General features: G+C 66.4%; 16 protein-coding genes. 14 read left to right on the top strand and 2 right to left on the bottom strand.

The genetic code is table 11. The features are described 5' to 3' along the window. The first annotated feature begins 187 nt into the window (after nt 1-187). From rpsF to M3147_RS17105, 13 genes are all read left to right on the top strand, one after another. On the top strand, nt 188-559 hold the full coding sequence (gene rpsF, locus M3147_RS17165; RefSeq protein WP_189083986.1) for a 30S ribosomal protein S6: 372 nt from the start codon (nt 188-190) through the stop codon (nt 557-559). Nucleotides 560-564: 5 nt separating this feature from the next. After that, the gene (locus M3147_RS17160) at nt 565-1,092 is read left to right on the top strand and encodes a single-stranded DNA-binding protein (protein WP_251204635.1); all 528 of its coding nucleotides are present in this window, start codon (nt 565-567) and stop codon (nt 1,090-1,092) included. A 97-nt stretch (nt 1,093-1,189) separates the two neighbouring features. Beyond that, nucleotides 1,190-1,444 (top strand): 30S ribosomal protein S18, encoded by a 255-nt coding sequence (rpsR, locus tag M3147_RS17155; protein WP_189083988.1) that lies wholly within the window; start codon nt 1,190-1,192, stop codon nt 1,442-1,444. Between the two features lie 11 nt (nt 1,445-1,455). Next, a complete protein-coding gene (gene rplI / locus M3147_RS17150; RefSeq protein WP_189083989.1) occupies nt 1,456-1,908 on the top strand; it encodes a 50S ribosomal protein L9 in 453 nt (150 codons plus the stop codon). 473 nt (nt 1,909-2,381) lie between these two features. Continuing rightward, nucleotides 2,382-3,755 (top strand): replicative DNA helicase, encoded by a 1,374-nt coding sequence (gene dnaB / locus M3147_RS17145; protein ID WP_251204641.1) that lies wholly within the window; start codon nt 2,382-2,384, stop codon nt 3,753-3,755. Nucleotides 3,756-3,766: 11 nt separating this feature from the next. After that, the gene (locus tag M3147_RS17140) at nt 3,767-4,162 is read left to right on the top strand and encodes a hypothetical protein (protein ID WP_251204634.1); all 396 of its coding nucleotides are present in this window, start codon (nt 3,767-3,769) and stop codon (nt 4,160-4,162) included. Nucleotides 4,163-4,263: 101 nt separating this feature from the next. Beyond that, nucleotides 4,264-5,727, top strand: coding sequence for a DUF3375 family protein (locus M3147_RS17135; RefSeq protein ID WP_251204633.1), 1,464 nt, complete (start codon nt 4,264-4,266; stop codon nt 5,725-5,727). Beyond that, nucleotides 5,724-6,449, top strand: coding sequence for a DUF4194 domain-containing protein (locus M3147_RS17130; RefSeq protein WP_251204632.1), 726 nt, complete (start codon nt 5,724-5,726; stop codon nt 6,447-6,449). The genes M3147_RS17135 and M3147_RS17130 overlap by 4 nt, the downstream gene beginning before the upstream one ends. Further along, a complete protein-coding gene (locus M3147_RS17125; protein ID WP_251204631.1) occupies nt 6,443-9,877 on the top strand; it encodes an ATP-binding protein in 3,435 nt (1,144 codons plus the stop codon). Before M3147_RS17130 ends, M3147_RS17125 begins: the two co-directional genes overlap by 7 nt. Continuing rightward, nucleotides 9,877-11,076: a Wadjet anti-phage system protein JetD domain-containing protein gene (locus M3147_RS17120; RefSeq protein WP_251204630.1), complete on the top strand. Its 1,200-nt coding sequence runs from the start codon at nt 9,877-9,879 to the stop codon at nt 11,074-11,076. Before M3147_RS17125 ends, M3147_RS17120 begins: the two co-directional genes overlap by 1 nt. An 803-nt stretch (nt 11,077-11,879) precedes the next feature. After that, nucleotides 11,880-15,359: an AAA domain-containing protein gene (locus M3147_RS17115; protein ID WP_251204629.1), complete on the top strand. Its 3,480-nt coding sequence runs from the start codon at nt 11,880-11,882 to the stop codon at nt 15,357-15,359. Continuing rightward, entirely contained in the window at nt 15,349-16,800 is a 1,452-nt protein-coding gene (locus M3147_RS17110) for a hypothetical protein (RefSeq protein WP_251204628.1), read from the top strand. The genes M3147_RS17115 and M3147_RS17110 overlap by 11 nt, the downstream gene beginning before the upstream one ends. Nucleotides 16,801-17,214: 414 nt before the next feature. Further along, nucleotides 17,215-18,429 (top strand): hypothetical protein, encoded by a 1,215-nt coding sequence (locus M3147_RS17105; RefSeq protein ID WP_251204627.1) that lies wholly within the window; start codon nt 17,215-17,217, stop codon nt 18,427-18,429. A 238-nt stretch (nt 18,430-18,667) separates the two neighbouring features. On the opposite strand, the gene M3147_RS17100 is transcribed toward M3147_RS17105, so the two are convergent. Both M3147_RS17100 and M3147_RS17095 read right to left on the bottom strand, forming a co-directional pair. Continuing rightward, nucleotides 18,668-19,270: a hypothetical protein gene (locus tag M3147_RS17100; RefSeq protein ID WP_251204626.1), complete on the bottom strand. Its 603-nt coding sequence runs from the start codon at nt 19,268-19,270 to the stop codon at nt 18,668-18,670. 342 nt (nt 19,271-19,612) lie between these two features. Beyond that, nucleotides 19,613-20,584 (bottom strand): hypothetical protein, encoded by a 972-nt coding sequence (locus M3147_RS17095; RefSeq protein WP_251204625.1) that lies wholly within the window; start codon nt 20,582-20,584, stop codon nt 19,613-19,615. A gap of 150 nt (nt 20,585-20,734) precedes the next feature. Between M3147_RS17095 and M3147_RS17090 the strand changes: the two genes are divergently transcribed. Then, nucleotides 20,735-22,246, top strand: coding sequence for an MATE family efflux transporter (locus M3147_RS17090; RefSeq protein ID WP_251204624.1), 1,512 nt, complete (start codon nt 20,735-20,737; stop codon nt 22,244-22,246). Nucleotides 22,247-22,369: the final 123 nt, after the last annotated feature.

Below are 22,369 nucleotides of genomic sequence, written 5' to 3'. Positions count from 1 at the left end.
GGGGAAGGGGGGCGCGGGGGAAGGGGCGCGCGCGGGGCGGGCTAAATGGCGCGGGGGCGAGGCATCCGTTACACTGTGAAGGTTGCCCGTGTGCCGCGTTCGCGGCCTCCACGACGCACAGTATGAACACCCTCCTGCTCCCGAGACACGCTCGGGAGCCGCTGAGTCCGAAGGAGGTGGGTACGTCATGCACCAATACGAGCTGATGGTCATCCTCGATCCCGAGATCGACGAGCGCACCGTTGCTCCCAGCCTCGACAAGTTCCTCAACGTCATCCGCAACGATGGCGGCACGGTCGACAAGGTCGACATCTGGGGACGTCGCAAGCTGGCCTACGAGATCAAGAAGAAGGCCGAGGGCATCTACGCCGTCGTCGACTTCACCGCTGAGCCCGCGACCACCAAGGAGCTCGACCGCCAGCTGAACCTCAGCGAGGCCGTCATGCGCACCAAGGTGCTCCGCGCCGAAGAGGCCATCGCCCAGGTCGCCGCGTACGCGAAGGCCCAGGAAGCGAAGGCCGCCAAGAAGGCCGCCGCTGCCGCCAAGAAGGACGCCTAGTCCTCATGGCCGGCGAGACCGTCATCACCGTGGTGGGCAACCTCACTGCAGACCCCGAGCTGCGTTACACGCAGAACGGACTCGCGGTTGCCAACTTCACCATCGCGTCCACTCCCCGCACGTACGACCGTCAGTCGAACGAGTGGAAGGACGGTGAAGCACTGTTCCTGCGTGCGAGCTGCTGGCGTGAATTCGCCGAGCACGTCGCCGGTTCACTCACCAAGGGTTCCCGGGTCATCGCTTCCGGGCGGCTCAAGCAGCGTTCCTACGAGACCAAGGAAGGCGAGAAGCGCACCACCATCGAGCTGGAGATCGACGAGATCGGTCCCTCGCTCCGGTACGCGACCGCTCAGGTCACCCGCGCGCAGTCCAACCGCGGTGTCGGCGGAGGCGGCTCCTTCGGGGGCGGCCAGTCCGACGACGCGTGGGCCCCGTCCGCTCCGGCTCAGTCGGGCAACAGCGGCGGCGGCGCGGGCGGCGGCGACGTGTGGAACACGCCGGGCACGAGCTACGGCGACGAGACGCCCTTCTAAGCCCGAGCGCTCCGCACCGGAGCAGGGCCCGCGATCGGATGCCTCGAGCTGAGGCATCCGGCGCAACAGAACGTATTCACTCAGACAGGAAAGATCCATGGCTGGAAAGAGCAGCGGCGACCGCCGCAAGCCGCGGAAGGGCGCGAAGAACGCCGCCCCCGCGAAGTCCGTCAAGGTCGGCGTCATCGACTACAAGGATGTCGCGACCCTTCGCAAGTTCATCTCGGAGCGCGGCAAGATCCGTGCCCGTCGCATCACCGGTGTCTCCGTGCAGGAGCAGCGCCTCATCGCCCGCGCCGTCAAGAACGCGCGCGAGATGGCGCTCCTGCCCTACTCGGGCTCCGGCCGCTAAGGAGCACGAAAATGGCAAAGGTAATCCTCACGCACGAGGTCTCGGGGCTCGGTGCCGCCGGCGACGTCGTCGAGGTCAAGAACGGCTACGCCCGCAACTACCTCGTCCCGCAGGGTTTCGCGACCCCGTGGACCCGTGGTGGCCAGAAGCAGGTCGACCAGATCAAGGCGGCCCGTGCCGCTCGCGCGCTGCACTCCCTCGAGGACGCGCAGGCGCTCAAGGCGAAGCTCGAGGACGGCAAAGTCAAGCTGACCGTCAAGGCCGGCCTCGGCGGTCGTCTGTTCGGCTCCGTCAAGACGTCGGCCGTCGCTGACGCCGTGGCCGCTGCCGGCCTGGGCGAGATCGACAAGCGCAAGGTCGAGTTCCCGACCGCGATCAAGACCGTCGGCGACCACGAGGTCTCCGTCCGTCTGCACGACGACGTGACCGCGACGATCACCCTGCAGGTGATCGCGGCCAAGTAGTCGCACCCCGTACGAAGCGGCGGTACCCGATGGGTGCCGCCGCTTCGTCGTTTCCGGATGGTTCACCGGGACTACACCTGTCGGAGCCCTCGCACAAGTCCCCCATTCCGGAGATTTCAACATGTTTGTACACAGGTGAGTGAGGCTCATCCGTGCAATCTCGAGAAAGTTTTCCCCCACAGGTGTGGATTGAATAAAGCCCAGGTCAACTAGAAATTCAACTGATGTAATTCGCACGATTTCCACAGTTGTCCACAGGCGGAGTGCACATGTTGGTCGGCGTTTCGCCCAGATTGTCCACAGAGTTATCCACAGGCTGGCTTGTATGTGGATGGGTGCTTCCTTATGGTGAAGCAATCGTCTCGCGCGCGTGGGTCGGGGGCATCCAGCGCGATCATGTCGGCGGTCCCGGATACAACGGAACCGTGGGCGTGCTGCGCCCACCCGCCGTCCCCGAATCGGAGGTCATCACCGTGTCGATCGCTCACATCGGACTCGCCGAGCCGGTCGACGACGGCGGAGCCCCGCGAGGCGAACGCACCCCGCCGCACGACCTGCTCGCGGAGCAGAGCGTGCTCGGCGGCATGATGCTCTCGAAGGACGCGGTCGCCGACGTCATCGAGACGATCCGTGGCGTCGACTTCTACGTGCCGAAGCACGAGGTCGTCTTCAACGCCATCCTGACCCTCTACTCGCACGGCGAGCCGACCGACGTCATCGCCGTCACCGACGAGCTCACCAAGTCCGGCGAGCTGCAGCGCGCCGGCGGCGTGGAGTACCTGCACACGCTGACGAGCCTCGTGCCCACCGCAGCGAACGCCGGTTTCTACGCCGAGATCGTCGCCGAGCGGGCGCTGCTGCGCCGGCTCGTCGAGGCCGGCACCCGCATCGTGCAGATGGGCTACGCGGGCGAAGGCGAGGTCGTCGACCTCGTCAACAACGCGCAGGCCGAGATCTACTCGGTCACCGGCTCCGTCGAGACCGAAGACTACGTGCCGCTCTCCGACGCGGTCACCGTCGCGATCGACGAGATCGAGGCCGCCAAGCACACCGACGGCAAGATGACCGGCGTGCCCACGGGCTTCACCGACCTCGACGACTTGACGAACGGCTTCCACCCCGGGCAGATGATCGTCGTCGCCGCCCGTCCTGCGATGGGCAAGTCGACGCTCGCGCTCGACTTCGCGCGCTCGGCGTCGATCACGAACGGCCTGCCCTCCGTGTTCTTCTCGCTCGAGATGGGCAAGAGCGAGATCGCGATGCGTCTGCTCTCCGCCGAGTCGAACGTGCCACTGCAGAACATGCGAAAGGGCAGCGTCGACTCGCGCGACTGGACGACGATCGCCTCGACGCGAGGCCGCATCAACGACTCGCCCCTCTACATCGACGACTCCCCCAACATGACGCTCGTCGAGATTCGGGCGAAGTGCCGCCGACTCAAGCAGCGCGTCGGGCTGAAGCTCGTCGTCATCGACTACCTGCAGCTGATGACGAGCGGCAAGCGCGTCGAGAGCCGCCAGCAGGAGGTCTCGGAGTTCTCCCGTGCGCTGAAGCTGCTCGCGAAGGAGCTGCAGGTGCCGGTCATCGCGCTCTCGCAGCTGAACCGTGGTCCCGAGCAGCGCGCCGACAAGATGCCCGCCATCAGCGACCTGCGCGAGTCGGGTTCGATCGAGCAGGACGCCGACATGGTCATCCTGCTGCATCGCGAGTCCGCCTACGAGCGCGACAGCCCTCGAGCCGGCGAGGCCGACCTCATCGTGGCCAAGCACCGTAACGGTCCCACCCGCACGGTGACCGTGGCCTTCCAGGGCCACTTCTCCAAGTTCGCCGACATGGCGCCGATGTAGGGGTTTCCGCGATGAACGCCGTCTGGGGGCGGAGCTACTTCGCCCTGCAGGCGATCGCGGGAGCCGCCTGGTGGGTGGGCGTCTTTACCCTGCCACTCGTGCGCGAGGCGACTCTGGGCGAGCTCGACCCGCAGCTCGTCGCGCTCTTCGATCTTCCGCTCTTCGTCGCCGCCTCCGGGCTCGCGGCCCTCGGCGTGCGCTGGGCGGCGGTCCTCGCCACGGTGTGGACGGTGCTCGTCGCGCTCGCGCTGACCGGGTACGCGACGATCACCGGGCTCGCCGGCTGGGGAGTGCTCGTAGGGGCTGCTCTCCGGCCGGCACTCAAACCGCGAAGCTGTGAACGCGCCGTTGAAACAGCGCTCTCTTTGAGGCGGTCCGGGTGCGTGGCGCACCTGCATTGGGGGTGAGTAGATGTCGCGGACACACCCGTGCGGCGGCGTCATATGAGAGCGGGCATCGGGTAGCCATGAGTGGTGGGCACGCCGCTTGAGAGCGTTGGGGGGATGATGTGACCGCTGAGCCGGGCCAGCTTGCGACCGCGTTGGAGCGGAATCCGACGTTGAAGCTGCTCGGTTCCTACAGCCGCGATTGGGTGCTGCCGTTGTTTGCTGAGCATCTAGAGCCGGCAGAGGCGCCGGTCTCCGCCGAGTGGTTCCATGAGCGGGTCGCCGAGGCGTTGGAAGTCGCCACGCAATGGAAGTCGGACCGTTCTCCTGCGGATCATTGCCGGAAGTGGGTCGATGATCGATGGCTCGAGGCGGAGTACGAGGGTGGACGGGTGCACTACCGGCTCTCTGCGTACTCGTTGCGTGCGATCCAGTTTGTCCGGGAGCTCGTCGATGGCGAGTCCACGGTGACGGGGGCGCGATTGAACAACATTGCTTCCGCCGTGCATTCGCTGGCGACGATGACGAATCCTGACCGTGAGGCACAGGTCGAACGACTCGACAAGCAGATCCGCGAGCTCGAGGTGCGACGCGAGAACATTCGAAGCGGCCGGCAGCGGCTTGCGACGGTGGAGGAGATGCGCCAACAGTTGAACGAGGTGCTCGGAATGACACGGTCGTTGCCGGCAGACTTCCGGCAGCTGCGCACCTTGGTCGAAGATCGCCACCAAGCGGTGGCCAGACGAGCCCTCACTGACGGGCCGACGAAAGCACAGTTGGTCGACGACTATCTGCATGAGCATGACTTGCTCAGCCAGACGGCGGAGGGGCGTTCCTATCGCGGGTTCTCCCAAGCGCTGAGCCAGGCCGACGCGCACACCTTCCGTGAGGATGTCGCGATGATCCTGGACCAGGACTTCGCCCGGGAGCATATGTCGGGCGCGCAGCGGGAGCAGCTGGAGACCTTGTACTCAACCCTGCTGAACGAGCAGTTGGCCGTCCAGAAGAGTTACGTGCGCTGGACGGGGTCTCTGCGACGCTTCCTGACCCGAGCCGCATCGGGGCGGCATCGCCGGCTGCTGGCGCTGGCGGAGCAGGCGCTCGCTGCGGGCGCCGAATGGGCGGTCCAAGTTCCCGGTCGCCGGTATCTGGACGATGACGTCCTGAGAGTCGGCACCGCCTCCGTCGTTGACGCATCGGGCCTTCGGCTGTGGGCCGAGACTCGACAGCAGACGATGGCAGTCGTGTCCGAGCAGGATCAGGCACGGCTGCCAGTTTCGGACCGGGCCGCACTGCGGCTGGCCGCCGGGACCTCTCCGCGCGCGGTGGCCCGGACCATCAATCTGCTCCTCGAGCGGTCCGGCGTCGTCACCGGCGCCGAAGCGTTCGAAAGTACCCCGCCAGAGTTTCAACGACTGGGGGCACTGGTCACCCTGCTGGACCTGGCGATCAGCTTCGGGACGGTGGACACGAGCTCCCGGGACGCGGTCGCCTTCAGTGTTGATCCTGAGCGAGCGCTCCGGGTCATCTTGCCACAGCTCAGCTTCCACGAGCCGATCCGCCTCGATTCCAAGGAGAGTGCATGAGCACCATCGACGCACATGACGACGCGGAGTCGGAGATTGCCATCGATACTGATCCGGACGGCGATTGGGGCGTCGACCATGCGTTCGGTGAGGCGCGGCCGGGCGGGCTTCCCGACGCTGCCCGTCGGGTCCTTGCCGAGATCCTCACCAAACGGTTCGTCGTCCGCCCCGGCCAGTCCAACGACAGCTGGTGGGCAACCCTGATCGCCTACCGATCGGAGCTCTTGGACCGACTCGCAGACCTCTACTTCGACCTGATTATTGACGAGGGCGAACGGGTGGTGTTCAAACGCCGGACTGATGGCGAGGAGGCACCGAAACGGTTGCTGAAATCGGAGCGTCCGCTCTCGCGGGATGCGTCGTTCCTGCTGATCTTCCTGCGCGGGGAATGCGCATACACCGACGGGGAAGACGGCCCGGTGACGGTCACCCGCACCGAGCTTGAAGAGTTCCTCCGCGCCTACCGGCACGAAGGCAACGGCAACGCGGTGGGATTTGAGAATCGAGTCAGCACGGCGATCGGCCTGCTGCTGGAACTCAAGTTGCTGCAGCAGGACCGCGACGCGGACTACCTGTTCACGATCTCGCCCGCCCTGCCGGCGTTGGTCGGAATCGAGGAGATCGCCCGCCTGGATGCCATCTACCGGAAGGGGTTGGTATCGGCTGAGGGTGAGGACCCGGTCCTCCCAGGTGAAGAAGAAGGCGGTTCGAGCCAATGGTGAGTGCCCATGACACCCCCGGCCAGTTCCGCATCGAACGGGTGCAGGTGCTCAACTGGGGTGCCTACCACGGCCGAAAAGAGATGCTTGCCAGTCGTGGCGGCACGGCCATCCTCGGGCCCTCCGGTCGGGGCAAGTCGACCTTGCTCGACGCGATCGCGTCGGTGATCCTGCCGAACCCGCAGGAGTTCAACCAAGCCGCCCGCGATGACAAGGGCGGCAAACGTGAACGCACTGTGTACACGTACGCGCGCGGGCTGACTGACCGCCGTCGCGATGAGAACAACCGCCGCAGTGACACCACCACCTTTCTCCGCCCAGTGGGCGGGCCAGGATTCCCAAGCGGTGCCGCTGTCACGTGGGCGCACGACGATGGCCGCCGCATCACCGTCTTCCGTCTCGCCTGGGTGGCGGCGGAGACCACCACATCGGACGTGATCAACGCGGCGACGATCTACGGCATAGTGCACGACGACTTCGACCTGCGACGCCTGGACGGGATCACCGGGAACCGGGCCGGGTCTTCTCCGCTTACCCGGCACACCCTCGCACAGCTCATCGACGAGGGGCGCGGGGACCTCATCGACCCCTCTCAGGGGCGGATCCACCAGCGCATGCGGACCGCGATGGCCATGGGGCGGACTGAGGAGTCGCAGAAGCTGGCCATGCAGCTGCTGCGCCGGGCCCAGGCATCCAAGGGCATCTTCAACATCAACACCCTGTTCAAGGAGTTCGTCCTCACCAGACCGTTGGCGCTGGATCGCTGGTCGACCGCCCTGGACGCCTATCGAGAGGCGTCCCGCCTCTATGATGAGTTCGAGCGAGCCCGCAAGCGGCTCCGGACACTCGCTGACCTGCCCGAGGCCGCCGAACGGTACGACGTCGCCGAACGCGGCTACATTCACAAGCAACGGCTGCTGAACTCTGCCCACGACGGCGACCGTGATCGGCTGAAGGTGTGGCACGACCAGCGCCTGCATGACTGGGCGACCCGCTTGGCCGAGGATGCGAAGCTCGCCCACGCTGAGATCAAGGACGCCCACCAGGACGCCGTCAAGGCTGATACCGCAGCACGCCAGAGTGTCGACGATGTGCTCGCCGCGATCGTCGCGGACGGCGGTGACCGCAGCCAGGCGTTGGCGGTTCGCCTGGAGACCACGATGGAAAAGCTCGCCGAGATCGAGCAGCGCCGTTCCGAGCTGCAGCAGAAGCTGGGCCGATTCAACCTCGCACTCCCGGTTTCGGCTGGGGATCTGGGGCTGCTGCGCGAGAGTGCGGAAGCGCTACTGGCCCGTCTGCATGCGGACGAAGAGGGGCTGCTGGCGGAGTCGCATGCTGCCGTGTACTCCTTCGGGGAGTTGAAGAAGACGGTTCGTGAGCTCGGGGCGGAGATCAATGATCTCGACCATCGCAGCAATGTGCCGAAAGTGGCCCGGGACTTGCGGGAGGCGATCCATCGGGCGACCGGTGTCCCGATCGAGCGGATGCCGTACTTCGGTGAGTTGCTGCAGATCAAGCCCGAACATCAGCGGTGGGAGAAGGCGGTGCTGGCGGTCTTGTTGAACGCCGCCCGCTATCTCGTGGTGGACGAGGACGACTTGGGTGCGGTCCGCAGCTACGTCAACGGAACGGACACGGGCATGGTCGTTCGCCTCTCCCGGGTGCGGCCGGTGCGGGAGGTGAGGCCCACGGTGGCCGGGACAATCCCGGAACTGCTGGAGGTCGCCGACAGCCCGTACCGTTCCTGGGTGCAGTCGGAGCTTGTGAACCGCTTCTCCTGCGTCTATGTGGAAGATGACCGGGATCTGGACGGGCCCGTCCCGCCCGGAGCACATGGTCGCGTCACCCGCGCGGGAATGCGAACCGAATCGCAGGACCGCTTCGTGAAGGACGACTCGCCCATCAAGTACCGGTGGATTGGGTGGGACACGATTCGGCTGCGGGAGGACCTCGAGGCGCAACGCGAAGCCGCCGACCGTGAACTGCGGCTCGCCGAAGCAGCCGCGAACACGGCAGCGACCACGCACCAGTCCGTCCGCGACCGTGCTGCGGAGCTTGACGCGCTGATCGGGCAGCTTGACTGGGACAAGCTCGACACCGAGCCCATGAGGGCGCGCATCGAGGTCCTGACCGCACAGATCGCGGAAGCGAACACCCCGGAGATGGCTGCTCTCAAACGCCAGCTCACCGCGGCCCAGAACCACGCTCAGACCACCGGCGTCGAAGCCGCCACCCTCGGGCAGCAGCTGAACCGGATGAACGAGGTATGGGCGCAACTGGCCGAAGTCCAAGATGCAACGCTCGACAGTCTGGACGGGCGGGTACCGCTTGACGAGGCAGAGCAGGACGCCGTCCGCGACCTCGGGTTCGTGCCGCCCCAGTTCGACATCCGCACCGGCACTGGGCTGAAGGCGGCGATCGGTGCGAGTTACCACCGGGCGGTGACTGATCTGAAAGCGCAGGTCGAACGCCACGTCGAGGACCGTCGCGCCGGAGAACGCATCATCATCGGCATCATCCGTGCATACCGGAATCTGGACGACCAGGCGTACAACGAGGTTGACGATGACATCGCCGCCCTGCCGGCAATGCTCGCCATCCGCGACCAGCTGGTGAAGGACGATCTTCCGAGCCGTAAGCAACGCTGGTTGGAAAAGGTCCAGGAGGACATGAACAGTCAGCTGCGCGCCCTGATCACCCAGATCGACCAGGACCGGCACGAGATCCATCGCGGCTTGAATCCGATCAAGGAGGTGCTGAAGACGGTTCCATTCCGCGAAGGGTCGACGCTGACGATCGAGTCGACCGAGCGGCGCAGCGCGGAGCTCACCGAACTGGTCCGAAAGATCAGCGTGCATACCTCCAACACGCTGGGTCTTTTGGCCACCGACGATGAGGCGGTCATCGAACGCGACTTCCTCAGGCTCCGCGCCGACCTGCGTCAACTTGATGACCTCAGCAGGACAGGGGAAGCATGGCGGCAGCGGGTCTTCGATGCGCGCGAGCAGGTCGAGTTCCGTGCGATCGAGACCCGTCTGGACGGGGTCGAGATCGTCCACGACGGGGTCTCGGGGATGAGCGGAGGGGAGGGGCAGGAACTCATCGCATTCATCCTCGGTGCGGCGCTGCGGTATCGACTCGGCGAAGGCGGTGAGCACCCGCCCACCTATGCGTCGATCGTCCTCGACGAAGGGTTCGTGAAGGCAGACTCCGACTACACCGGCCGGGCCTTGGGTGCGCTGGCGGCGCTCGGATTCCAGCTGATCATCGGTGCGCCCAGGGAGAAGGCGACCGCGTTCGAAGGCCATGTCGACAATGTCGCCTACATCAGCACCGACACGAACAACGCATCCGGGGTGCACATCTACGAGATGACCATCCAGGAGGCACTGAGCCTCGACAGCCAGCTGAACGACGAGGTCCATCCCTGATGCGCTACCCGCATGAGATCGTCCAGGCCGCCCACCGCCGCTATCAATCCCGGTGGCGGGACTGGCTGGATACCCCGCCGGCGGGACCGTTCTCGTTTGCCCTGGACCAGCCCGATGCTGCCACCATCGCCCGCGACCAAGACGAGGTACGAAGTTGGCTGCTGGCATGGCGGGCTTGGGTGGAGTTCCACCCGCACCTGTCGCTGCGGCAGGCGACCCGGCGGGTGCCGTTCGGGACCCAGGACGTGTACACGCACCTCGACATTCCCGACGTGGACTCGCTCGCTGCGCTCGATGACGGTGACGCTGCGCATTGGCGGCGCGCCCAAGACCGATTCGCCCGGTTGATCGAGGCCGGGTCAGGCCGCAGCACCCTGCGCCCGCAACTCGCACGAATCGTGGAACTCGACGACTACGAGTTCCCCGTGCTCCTCCGAGTCAACAGGTGGTTCCGAGGCAACCCCCGATCAGGGCTGACCATCCGGCAAGTGCCCGTCGAAGGCCTCCACACCAAGTGGCTCGCCAAGCACCGAAGCCTGGTCGCAGCCACGCTGGACCTGAACAACACCGACACCGATACCAACATCAACGCCGACATCGAGGCCGACGGCCAGGATGAGGTGGATCCGAAAATGCTCGACGCGCTCGGGCTACGCCCACTTCCTTCCCATATTGATGTCATCCTTGCTGATGCAGCCGACCGGCGCCTCGTCGCGGGCATCCGTCATCTCCGGGCGCCCATCGAAGAGATCGCAGCGCTCCCGCTTTCCCCATCCGTCGTCTTCATCGTGGAGAACAAGGAGTCAGCCTTACCTGTCCCCGACCGGCAAGGACTGGTGATCGTCCACTCACTCGGGAACTTCCTCGACGCGCTCGGAGTGTTGCCCTGGCTGCCGGCCCGTATTTTGTACTGGGGCGACCTTGACCGGGCCGGACTGATGCTGCTTTCACGCGCACGCACCCATCTGCCGCAACTGCGATCGATCCTGATGGACGAGGCGACTTTCACCAGACACGGCCGGCTTGCGAACATCGATCCCACGGGTCGGGTCGACGCTCCTGAGCCAAACCTGACCGACGAGGAACGTCGTGCGCTTGACGCGCTCACCTCCAACGGGTCGCCACTCAGATTGGAGCAGGAACGCATCCCCTGGGCAGACGTCACCGCCGCCCTCGAGGACGAGTGGTCACAACCTTGACGGGGCGCGGCGTAGAACGCGGTCCCCCAGCCAGGTGTCCAACTGGGCTTCCCGGCGGTGTGAGCCGAGCCGAGTGCTTTTCGCGGCGGTTCCCCGCCGACCGTCTACGACTTGCGGCGTTGAGCGTCCGCGCGGGCGAGTGTGAACACTCGCCCGGTGTGCCCAGCAGCGAGCTCTTGGGCGGGCGTCGCGCCGCTCCAGGACGGTACCGGACTGTTCAGCCAGAGCCCTTGCGTCCATGGGGAATCGAACGCGGTCCGAAGGACGCTGAGCACAGCCGGCAAGTGTGGCAAACCGGGGAACCCTCCGTCGAATTGGAACCGCGGGAAAAGAAGCGTCTCGGCTGGCAAGGCGAGAAGTTCGCCTCGGCTCACCGCTTCAAGCACTGCGGCTTCCGAGACGTTGCCCAGTCGGGCCCGCACGCCTTCGAGCTTGAGGAACGGTCCGACCGCCTCATCCCAGCTGCCGGATGGCGGCGGCCCATCGAGATGCATCGTTCCTCCAATCGTCCGCATGACGGCACGACAGGTGATCGGGGCCGTCAAGAGCGAGCGACAAGGGTGGGACGCCAGCCGCCTCTCGGACTCACTCGGGTGACCCGAGCTTGGGATCTCATCTTTGTCGGCGAAGCGGAAGCGCGCCTCGCGGAGCCCGACTCGCGAAGAACATACCGAATCGACCGATGGCTGCCAACCGCTTTGCCGCAGTGAATGCGTCGCCACGGATCGATGCAGAGAGCCGAAGTACGTTCGCCGGCGCAATTCGGATGAGACCTTCGGCGATAGCCTCTGGGGATGGGTGGTATGGGGACCGGTCCGGTCGTTCTGGACAATCGCTTTGTGCTGCCGCGTGACGAGCTGAACTCCGGGGGGCACGCGCGTCTCTTCAAGGCGTACGACAACGAGACCGGGGCGCACGTGGCGGTGAAGCTATTCGCGCCCGCGATGCACGTGGATCCGCGGATGTTGGAGCTGTCGTGGAGCAACGAGCTGGACGTCTACAACCGACTTGAGGCGCATCCCAATCTGCTGCAGGTGGTCGGTTTTGGCACGCCCGCCCATGGCGCGCCCTGGATCGCGTTCGAGTGGTGTGGCGAGGACCTCGGCGCGGTGGCGACACGCGAATCTCTGAGCTGGGAGCAGCTGCGACCGATTGCCTTGGAGATTCTCGCTGGTCTGAGCGTGCTGCACGCGAGAGGGTGGGTGCATCGAGACCTCAAGCCCGGCAACGTGCTCGTGGATGGTGCGCAGGTGAAGGTCGCCGACTTCGGCACGATGCGCTACCGGGAGGTGACCAGCTTCGGGAAGACGATGAGTCAGTTGGGCACGCGCCCTTTCTGCCCGCCGGAGTCAGGGACGGAGAACCCGCTTCCCGCCTACGATGTGTATTCATTCGCCGTGTTGGTGATCTGCTGTCTGCTGGGCGACTTCGAGCTCACCGGCACCACCCCGAGTGCGGCGCTGGGCCGGGTGGGCGTGCCCGAACCCATCCGGCTGCTGCTGGCCAGGTGTCTGAGCGACGAGGACGAGCAACGTCCTGGCAGCGCCGGGGTGGTACTCGCCGAGCTTGAGCAGATCGCAAAGGGCGAAGCAGTCGTTCAGGATGTCCCGGAGATCGGCATCCACCTCACCGTCAACGTCACCCAGATTTTCCGGGACGTCACACTGGCCGAGACGGCCGGCTTCGAAGAGTTCCGCCGAGAGTTCGGTCCCCGCGCCCGCATTGTCCGCGATCCGAAGTCCGCGGAGAAGCAGGGTCTTCTTCTCGTCGGGCAGTCGCTGCTCGCGGCGGTGGCGCCGCACGAATCACGCACCGGCTCACTGTTCGTGAAACACGTCTGGCGTCCGCCGGTCGCGCACCTGGAGCGACTGCGCAAGCGCGGCGTCGGGGCGACGATCCGCTGGGTGGCGACGCCAATGCGGCCGCAGGAAGCGGACGCGGCAATCAGCGAACTACTCCGGTCGCTCGCGGAACGTGAAGCAGCGAACCCCGAGCAGCATTCCCGCGTGGAAGTCCACGACCGCTGGGAGCGAGTCCTTGACGCAAAGTTTGCATTGGCGCGGGAGCGGGGCAAGGATGTCAACTACTCCGCGCTTCGGGTCGAAGGCGCGCGCGTCTACCTCACCACCACTGACCGCACCGCGGACCCCCAGCTCGGTGAACTGCGCGTGATCCGCAGCACGACGGGTCGCTTTGTCCGCGGCGAGGTGGAAGCGATCGAGGGTAACGCGGTGGTCTTCTATGTGAACGAAGGCAACCCGGACGATCTACCGCGCAAGGGCGTGCTGTCGGTAGACGCCGAACGAACGGTGTCGAAGCTGCGTCGCGAGCAGGACGCGGTCCGTCGCGTCTTCGAAGGGCGGGCAGTGCGTGCCGACCTCAAAGACATTCTGAGCAAACCTGCCGTGAATCCGCTCCCGGCTGAGCACCACGTTGAACAATTCGTCCAGGACCATCTGGATGAGGCCAAACGCGCCGCAGTGGCATCGGTGCTCGGTGCGCAGGGCATCAGTCTGGTGAAAGGCCCTCCGGGCACGGGGAAGACCACGCTCATTGCAGAGCTCGTCGCGCAGCAGCTCCGGATCAAACCAGACGCGCAGATCCTGCTCGCCTCTCAGACGCACATCGCCTTGGATCACGCGCTCAGCAAGGTGGCGAAGGTGACTCCGGGGGCATCCGTGCTGCGAATCGGGTCTCAGGACCAGCTCTTGGCGAGCTCCGCGGCATGGACGGTGCCGTCTCAGCTGGAAGCGTGGCGGGCGGAGACTGAGGCGACGGTCGCGGCATTCGTCCGAGACCACCTCGAGTCTGCCGGCGTCCTCGATGTGCAGACCCGCAGCACCGCCACCCGATTGCGGGCGCAGGTAGAGCGTCGCACCCGCACGGAGGCCGAGTTGGCGGAGGCGGAGGCAGCGCTTGGTGCGGCGCGCGCAGAACAGGAAACGACGCGGGATGCAATCGAAAAACTGTTCGCGGCGGTCAGCAAGCTCGACACCACCCCGACCGGCGCTGCCGACGTCGTCGCCCGCGACCTTGCCCGCCTCACCGACGCCGTCGAGCAGTTGGGCGTAGACCTGGAGCAGCGGTCCCCGGCGATCCGCCAGCTGGAGGGGCTGCGCGAGCGCGTCGCTCAGCTCACCGAGCGACTGACCGAACTACGGGAAGACACGCAGCGCGCCGGCGTGGAGTTGCGGACCGTCGGAGATCTCGCGGACGCCACGGACGAGAAAGACCTGTTGCGGCGGATCGACGAGTCGATGTCGGCCGACGATGAGCGGGTGCAGGGCCTGCAGTTGCTCGCGGAGGAATGGCTGGAACGGTTCCGCCCGACCGGCGAGTTCCGGATGGCGTTGCTGTTCCGTGCCTCGGTGGTGGCGTCCACCTGCGTGGCGCTGACTGGCTCCAAGGGCGCCGAGCGGGTGGAGTTCGACCTGTGCATCATCGACGAAGCGTCCAAGGCGACGCCCACTGAGCTGATGGTGCCGATGGCGAACGCGAGACAGTGGGTCCTCGTGGGCGATGAGAAGCAGTTGCCGCCGTTCCTCGACTCGGCGCTGGCCGACGCCGACTTCCTCGCCGAGCGTGACTTGACACGCGCTGAGGTCGACGAGCGACTGTTCACCGAGCTGGGCGCCGGGCTTCCCGCACAATCGGTCGCGGTGCTCAGTCACCAGCACCGAATGCATCCCGCGATCGGCAAAGTGGTCAGCGACGTGTTCTACGGCGGCGAGCTGCGCTCCAGCGCGCGGGAGGTATCACCGCTGGTCGAGCGGGCGCTGGGCGGTGCGGTGACCTGGCGGGATACCGGACGGAAGGAAAGCGAACGCCGGGCGGGCCTGAGCTATGAGAACCGAGCGGAAGCCCGCACGGTCGCGGAGCTGGTGGGGAACATCGACAACTACGCGGTGCTTCTCGGGCTCGATGAAGTGGAGGTCGCTGTGCTCGCGGGGTACGCAGCGCAGGTGCGCACGCTGCAGGAAGTGCTCAGCAGCACAAAATCGAAGCTCAAGGTGGTGCGAGTCAAAGCCGCCACCATCGACTCGTACCAAGGCCAGGAGGCGGACATCTGCATCGTCTCCCTGACCCGCAGCAACCGGCGCGGCGACGTCGGCTTCCTAGGCTCCCCGGAGCGCTTGAACGTCGCGATCTCACGCGCACGCGACGGCCTAGTGATCGTCGGTAACCGGGCGATGGCCGACGGCACTGGAGACCGCAGGAGGTCCCGCAAGCTCACCGAAGTCGCACGCGCGATCGCTACCGTGGGAGGCCACAATGGACGCTGAAGGTCGCCTCGGCGCCAACCCGGACGCACTGCTGCGACGCGATGGGTTTCGGCTGCTGTCCACCCGGAGCGCAGCCATCCCGGTGTGGCGGACCGTGGTGCAGTGCCGCATTCTGAAGAAGCGCCCGGTGCCGACGTTCACCGAGTTCGTGCTGCGAGCCATCAGCCTCGGCGTTGGAAAGGCTGAGGACGTCACCCGCCTGCTCAACCTGCCCGCGCGGCTAGTGGACGCGATCATTGCGGATCTCCTGTTCGACCGGTACCTGACGGTGAATGCAGGCTCCGGCGAGGCGGTGCTGCAGTTGAGCCCGACCGGCAAGACGCTGGTGAGCACCCTGGTGCAGGAGCGCGTCATCGAACGTACGGTGACGTATCTGATCGATGGTCTGTCCGGGGAGCCGGTCTCGGTGAAGCGGGATCTGGTGCTGTCCGCGGATGATCTCGACGACGACCCGCGGCTGGTCCTCAATCCCGATTCCGACATCGACGTTGACTACGGTCCTGACGACACCGCAAGATTCCTCGACGTGGACGCGGTTCGGCCGGAGCGAGAGAGCACGTTGCTGTCGGTGCTTGGGGTTGAATCGACGACGAAACAGTATCTTGCCGCGACGGTTCTGCTCTTCGAGTCCGAGTCCGATGCGCAGGACCGGTACCTGCGGGTGTGTGTCGACGGCCGGCCGGACGAGCGCATCGAGACGCTGGTCCGGGAGCACGGGCTGCTGGACTCGATGCGGTTGACGCAGCGCATCGATGAGGACCGGCGCCGCGTCGACCGGCTCCTGCCCGGTGAGGTGCTGGATGCGCGGGCGCCGGATGCGCTGATCGAGGACGCGCTCGAGGAGTTGCGACGTCTGGCGCCGATCAGCGCCGAGCTCGGCGACGAGAACGCACTCGACGCGCGGCGGTCCAAGGTCCGTACCCAGTTGGCGGCGGCTCCGGTGCGACGGCTCTCGGTGCGGGAAGCTGCCGAGGACACCGAGGTCGCGTTGCTTGCCGCGCGTCAGGGTGTGCTCATCTCCGCGTCCAGGCTGTGGCCGACCCAGCGAGCCGAGCACTTCGTCGGCGTGATCCGCCAGTTGCTTGAGGCTGGATGTCCCATCACATTGGAGACCGCATCCCGCCAGCAGCTCTCCAAGACTGATGCGGCCACGCTGGACCATCTGGCGCGCGAGTTCTCCGACAGCGGCATCGACTTCAGCGAGAGCAAGCCGGCACATGAGGCGAGTTTCATCGTGATTGATCAGACATCGATGATGGTCTTCCCGGGAAGCCCGTTCGCCGAGCTGGCGACACTGGCAGATCGACTCGGAGACGACCGGCCCACGATCGTCCGCGGGTCAGAGCGGGTGCAGACCGTAATCGCGGCCGCCCACGCCGCCGCTCCCATGCAACGGGGACGCACCGCCGAGCTTTCTCGCAGGAGTCGTCGGCAGGACTGAGGAGTACCGCTAGCTCGGCGGTTCATGGTCTGCTTGCGTGTGTATGTGGTTCGACTGGAGCGACGCCGTCAACTAGGGCGTATGTGGTCGAGGAAGCGGATTGGGCAAACCTTGTAACGTGAATCTCCACCGCAATCCGAAGCGTGAACTCGCGGAGTGCGCTTCCGAGGGGATCGCTGCACCGATCGGTGTGACGAGAATATCGGTCGGCAGGGAACTACTGGCCCCTTGGCGTTCCTCGTGAGTCCTGCGATCTCCAACTGGGCCGCTTCGTAACGCCGGAACGCATCGTCCGGTTCATCTACTTCATCGACCTGGTTCAAGACCAGCGAGATGCAATATCGGATGGCGAGCTGTTCGTTACACTGCCACTCCAGATCAACACTGACCTCGGCTGGTCCGGAGAGGATCCAAATGACTGAGGAGCCACGCGCCCGGCGAGCCGAACCGACCTTGACGGACGAGGACGAAGCCTTCGCATTGGCCCTCATCGGAATCCGGGATCGAGAGCTGCATGGATTCACTGCACCCAGCGCGTCGTTCGAACCGGACTCGCCCACTGTTCACTACCGGTTTGCCGTATCGGCCGTCAGCGTCGCCGACATCATCGAGCTGGTTCTCGCGGTGGCGGGTCCCCGACACCAGCCCGCGTACGAGAAGGTCGCTTGGATCCGCGAGTTCGACTTCCGGGGTACCACCTGCCGACTTCAATGGGGAAAGTTCGGACTCCGGCTGACCATCCTGGTATCCGAAGGAGGCGCCGAGGGCGCAGATGAACTCGGGAAGGAGGTGGAGCGCCGGCTAACCGCCGCAGCCACGAGCCTCTACCAGCGGGCAATCTCTCCACGCGTGCAACGCGATCTCAGCGAGAACCGAGCGACCGTTGTCAACCAGTTCGCTCGATATCGTGGTGCGGTCAACTTCCACTTGGCACATTTGCGGCAGATGCGCGAGGCCGGTGTGCCCGAGTCCCGCCGCGTTCGCGATGACCCTCTCGCGGCAGTGCTGTCAGTAGTCGAGGGCGCGATGGCGGAAGCTGCTCATCAGAGAGAAGTGGCCTACGTCTGCACCGCCGTTATCGCGACGTACTTCGCCTATGTTCAGCACACCCTGGTCGTGCTATCGGCATTCTCCCCTGCGGCGCTGCGACCGGACTTCTCGTTGCGGGCATTGATCGAAGCAGGTTGGGCTGACCAGTTTGATGTCGCCTTTCCTACGCCGCATGAGGGTCAGGTGAGCCGAGCGAAGCAGGCACTGAACCACATGGCCAAGAATTACCGTGGACGCTTGCTACACGGCGGGGGCGGCCATCCCGCTGATGGTGTCGTCGTGGAATGGGCGCCCGGACGCCGCAGCTTGGTCAGCGAGGACGGCAAGCCGAGCGCGCAATTCATGCTCTGGCAAGCGCCGCTCAGCCCCGAAGAAATTGACGACATCCTCGAACGAATCAATCACGTCGACGAGGCACTCGAGAGCCATCCATATTTTCCCTGGTTGAAGTCGGGCCTGGAGGCTGACTTTCGCCCCGAAGCGATCGGGTATGCGCTCCGGATGGCCGAAGAGGGCAAAGCTCTGGAGTATACCGCGTACGCGAACGACTCGCTCGACAGCGCTGTCAACTGGGATTGAAACTCAACCGGCGATCGCAACGTGACCGCCGTCTTTGGGCGCCTGAGCGCTTAGAGGAATCACTCCCGAGGATCCTTGAGTAGCCTTTCAGTCGACCGCGGCGGAGCTACGCGAGAGCGCGTACCGGTTGCCGCCGAAGCCGACGGCCAATTCTTGGCACAGTGAGCCAAGAATCCCGGGACCGCGTCATCGCACATTCGCGTCGAGACCGGAGTGAACTCCGCACACGTCACCAACCTCATGGCTCCGATCCGGCAATACTGCCGAAGAACGCCTGGAATGGGTCGGAGTCGACGCTCAACGGACGCTGCGCGATCCGCGCGAACTCGTCCGCTGTCACCAGGATGGATCCGATCGACCCGTCCCACAACGCGAGCTCCTTCGGGGGCACCTGCGGCACGGCGCCGAAGTCCACCTCGTCGGGGTCCGGCCGCAGGCGCACGGCCCTGCCGGCGTCAACCTGCGCGTGCTGGATGGGCCATCCCGGGTGCCAGACGATCGTGACGTTTACCCCGGCGAAGCCCAACGATCGGCTCAAGAAGTCGCGGTCTTCGCCGTCGACGACGAGTTTCGTGAGGATGATGTGCTGTTCGATCTCGGCCGCTGGGTCCTCGCCGCGGAGGTCCCGTCGGGTGAGGAAGGCGGCGAAGAAGTCGCACGCATGCTCCTGTCGCTCCGGTACGTCAGCCACACGCCGCGGGCGACAGAGCTCGCCGTCATGATCTGGGACTTCGAGGTCCGTGAAGGCCTCCGTGTCAGCGAAGACCGGATCGGCACACGGATCATCACCCAGCTCGGGGAGGAGTTCGGCGACCGGGAACTCTACGTCGGCCCGGCGCACGACGCTGTGGGCTTCTGGGAGCGGTTCGGGTGGCCGATGTGCGACTGCGACGCGTGCGAGGGCCGGGACATGATCGTGCGCCGGCGGGATTCTTGGCTCAGTGAGCCAAGAATCTCGCATTCGTAGTCGCAGCGTCGACAACGAGACCGGGTCGACATCCTCTCCCCAGCGCCCCGCGAGAATCGTGGCGCTGCGCCAACGGGGGTGGCCCGTAGGATTCTGCCATTTCCGGAGGAATCCTGAGCTCGAAACCACTGCCAAGTAGCGTGGATTCTCCGTCGATCTCCGCCATCTCGAGCGGGAACCTACAGGGCAGCTCGATCGGGCCGAGCGCCGCCGACGTCATTCGGTCCGCTCGGCGAGCAGCACCTCGTCGTTCGAGGCGAGCAGCGCGGCCTCGCCGCGCAGGTCGACGAGGGCGAAGCCTGCAGTGCCTCGGATGCTCGGCACCGGCTCGAGCGATCCGTCGCGCAGTCGGAGCAGCTGCTGGCGGCCCTTCCACTCGCCGGTACCGAACACGGGGCTGAGGATCGCATACTCGCCGTCGGAGGTGAACCGTGCACGGATGCCGTGCTTGCCGGGCTGCTTCTTCCACCCTCGCTCCTCATACACGCGCCGCGCGACGCGCCCCCCGGTGTCGAGCTCTGCGAGCGTGAAGAAGTCCGAGCCGTACTTCAGCAGGCTCATCGTGTCGCTGCCCTTTACGGCGGCGAAGCGCGTGCCGTCGACCTCGAGCACGTCGCCGACGATGGGGGCTTTGGTTCCGCCCGGGGCAGTCGAGGTGCGCCCGCCCGCCATCGGGTAGTCGTCGCCGTGCAGCAACTCGGCCGCTTCCCACGTGGCTCCCGTGCCGTCGAGACGAAGCCGCGCGATCGTGCGCGCGTTCTGGAACGCCGTCGGGTCGCTCAGCACCACGAGCCAGTTCCCGGCGCCGGCGCTGCGGACGATCCCGCCGATGGTCACACGACGCTCGCCACCCGAGACTCCGGCGCGGTCGACGACTTCCACCGTCGTGGGCGACTCGAGTTCGGGGTCGAAGCGCACGGCGGTCCGCTCGTCGGTGAGCACGATGACCCCGGCATCACCGTCGTCGACGATCACCGGCTGTGCGCCGAAGGCGCGCTCGGGAAGCGGCATCGCGCGATGCTCGCCCGAGGGCCGCACGTGCACGAGCGAGGTCACCCACCCCACGTCGGTGCGCTGCTCGGCGATGCCGAGCAGCGAGCCGTCGGCACGCAGGCAGACGGTGGGCGGGTGCGGAAACGCGAGCGCGCCGGGCCCGAGCTCGACGCGGGCACGGGGCACAAGCTTCATGCTCCGAACCTAGCAATCGGGACGGCCGGTTGGCGCAGAATCGAATCGATTCGATAGGATGGCGCGCAGCGCCGCGGTCAGCTCGGTCCGGGCGCGCTCGCCGCACCTGCTCGACCCTTCCCGTCCGCCACTCCCACCGTCGAGAGCCCCATGGCCAGAACCCTCACGACCGGCGCCCCCTGGCGCGTCATCCTGCTCTTCGCCGTCCCCCTGCTCATCGGCAACGTGGTGCAGCAGCTGTACCAAGTTGCCGATGCGATCGTCGTCGGCCGGCACCTCGGCATCGCCTCGCTCGCCGCGGTCGGTGCGACCGGGCCGCTGCTCTTCCTGCTGCTCGGCTTCGCGTGGGGGGTGACGAGTGGTTTCGCCATCCCGACCGCCCAGGCGTTCGGCGCCCGCGACCACGAGCGGGTGCGCCGCTCGGTCGCGACCGGCACGCTGCTCACGGGAGCGATGAGCGTGCTGCTGACGGCGGGCGCTCCGTTCATCGCCGGGCCCGCGCTACAGCTGCTGCAGACCCCGCCGGAGCTGCTGCCCGAGGCGACCGCGTTCACGCAGATCAGCTTCCTCGGGGCATCCGCCGTGATGTTCTTCAACTACCTGTCCGCGATCATCCGAGCGATCGGCGACTCGCGGACGCCGCTCGTGTTCCTCACCCTCTCGTGCCTGCTGAACGTAGGACTCGTGGTGCTGATGGTCGGCGGGTTGGGCTGGGGCGTCGGTGGCGCCGCGGTCGCCACCGTCGTCGCACAGGCCGTCTCGGTCGGGCTCTGTCTCGAGTTCGTGCGTCGTCGGGTGCCCGCGCTGCACGTGCGTCGGGCCGACTGGCGGGTCTCCCGCGCGGAGGTGCTCGAGCACCTGCGGGTCGGGCTGCCGATGGGGTTCCAGGCGTCGATCATCGCGATCGGCACCCTCACCGTGCAGGTCGCACTGAACGAGCTCGGCGCCGACGCGGTCGCCGCGTACACGACGGCGTCGCGGGTCGACTCGCTCGCCGTCGCCTTCCTCGCCTCGCTCGGGCTCGCCGCCTCGATGTACACGGCGCAGAACCTCGGCGGGCACCGACCCGACCGCATCCGCCGCGGCGTCGTGCAAGCCACCTGGCTGGCGATCGGCACCGCCGTCGTGATCGGGGTGCCGTTCATCCTGTTCGGCGAGCAGCTCGTGCGGCTCTTCGTCGGCGAGGGGTCCGACGGCGTGGTGGCGGACGCGGCGTACATGCTCGAGGTCGACGGCTACACCTACGCCTCGCTCGCGGTGCTGTTCGTGCTTCGCGGGGCGCTGCAGGGGCTCGGGCACACGTTCATCCCGACCGCGACGGGCGTGATCGAGCTCGTGATGCGGGTGGCCGCGGCGATCGTGCTGGGCGCGGCATTCGGCTTCGTCGGGGTGGTCTGGAGCAATCCGCTCGCCTGGATCGGTGCGGTCGTGCTGCTGATCCCGGCGTACGTGCGCGAGCACCGTCGGCTCGGGCGGATGCGGGTGGAGCCGCGCACCGCGACGCCGACGACGCCCATCCCGGTCGTCGGCCCCGTCGACGGTTCGATGACGGTCGACGCGATCGTGACCGGGTCGGTGCCGGTCGTCGAGGTGCCGCCGCCGCCTCTTCCGCCCTCCGCCCGCCGGCGAGGTCGCTCGAATCGCGCTGTCCGTTCGCGCTGATGCGCGATTCGTGCGACTCCACAGGGTGGAGTCGCACGAAGGGATGCCTCGGGGGGCGGGGTTGGGCGATTCGTGCGACTTCGGGGGTGGGCCGGCAGGCCGGCAGGCCGGCGCCGCGCCCGC

It is taken from the genome of Agromyces mediolanus (genome assembly GCF_023715325.1).
Taxonomy (GTDB): domain Bacteria; phylum Actinomycetota; class Actinomycetes; order Actinomycetales; family Microbacteriaceae; genus Agromyces; species Agromyces mediolanus_A.
Note: the sequence above shows the minus strand (reverse complement) of the source record. Positions and strands in the feature narration are given on the sequence as shown.